1 protein-coding gene and 1 pseudogene are annotated in these 1,266 nt (G+C 69.4%); both read right to left on the bottom strand.

Features of this window, described 5'->3' with window-relative positions; translation table 11 throughout:
* Positions 1–296: hypothetical protein (locus ACFYR3_RS45765; protein WP_389288366.1), on the bottom strand; the 296-nt coding region annotated here is incomplete at its 3' end.
* Positions 297–339: 43 nt separating this feature from the next.
* Positions 340–1,164, bottom strand: a pseudogene (locus tag ACFYR3_RS45760) (IS5 family transposase); the annotation flags it as partial.
* Positions 1,165–1,266 lie beyond the last annotated feature (102 nt).

Here is a 1,266-nt window from a genome sequence, read left to right as displayed (position 1 = left end):
CGTGGCTCGGTTCCGGTGCCGAGCGCCTGGCAGACGTCCTTGGCGCGGAGCCCTTCCCCGGCATGCTCAATGGCGGCGAGGATCTCGTGGTAGCCGGGCGAGAGGGGTTCGGGTGGCGGGAGTCCGTCCTCGGCGGCCAGCTCCAGCACGGTCGCTCGGGTGATCTCCAGGCGGTCCAGGGTGTGCTCGGCGGCGGCGAGTTGCTCGCTGAGCAGGGCGATCTGCTCACGCAGCTGCTCGGCGGTCTCGCTCACCAGCCGCCGCCGGGTCTCGATCTTGTCCAGGAGGTGCCGCATCGACGCTCCCGCCGGTCGGGGGTGTGGGACGCCAGGCGGGCGGGTCGCGCCAGGTCGGGGCGGACGCGCGAGTGAGTCGGCGGAGCATGACGTCGCTCAGGGACCAGTGGATCCACGACATCGCGCTGGCCGGCCGCGTCTCGAAGTCCCGCACGAGCCGGCGGTGGAGCATCAGGGTGCCAAAAGTCTGCTCCACCACCCACCGCTTCGGCTCCGGCGCGAACCCCCGGGCCCCTGCCTCGCGTTGGACGATCTCGACATCGATGCCCAGCCGGGCACCGTGCTCGACGACGGCGTTCTTGAACCCGGCGTCCACCCAGCCCTTGGTCACGGTGGGTGCGGCGGCGGCGACCTTGTCCAGCAGCGCGATGCCGATCGCGTTGTCGTGCACGCTCGCGGCCACCACGATCACGGCGATGACCAGGCCCAGGACATCGGTGGCGATGCCCCTTTTACGGCCCGGGCTTTTCTTGCCCGCGTCCAGTCCGGTCGTCTCCTTCGGCGCGTTCACCGAGGCCCGCACGGTCTGGGAGTCCATCACGATCGCGGTGGGGTCCTCGCATCGTCGACGCATCTCCCGGACCTGACAGCGCAGCAGTTCGTGGATGGTCTCGGCGGTCCCGTCGTCGCGCCACAGGCCGAAGTAGTAGTACACCGCGCTCTTCGGCGGCAGGTCATGAGGAAGATAGCGCCACTGGCAGCCGGTGCGGGCCTGGTACAGGATCGCGTTCACGATCTCCCGCATCCCGTAGTTGCCCTGGTGCCCGCTCACCGACGAGTGCCTGGCCTTCCACGCGGCGATGACCGGCTGGATCAGCTCCCAGGCTTCATCCGACAGGTCACTCGGGTACGGCTCACGCCCGTCCACGCCCACCAGAGCACCGCATCCCCGGCCTGCCGTGAAGCCCCGGAACCGGACAACCTGCCTTCAAGTACTACGAGTCAGCCGAGCACTCGCAGAACACCCTCT

The organism is Streptomyces sp. NPDC005784 (assembly GCF_042871525.1).
Classification (GTDB): Bacteria; Actinomycetota; Actinomycetes; order Streptomycetales; family Streptomycetaceae; genus Streptomyces.
The sequence above is the reverse complement of the archived record's forward strand: the minus strand, read 5'-3'. Positions and strand labels throughout refer to the sequence as shown.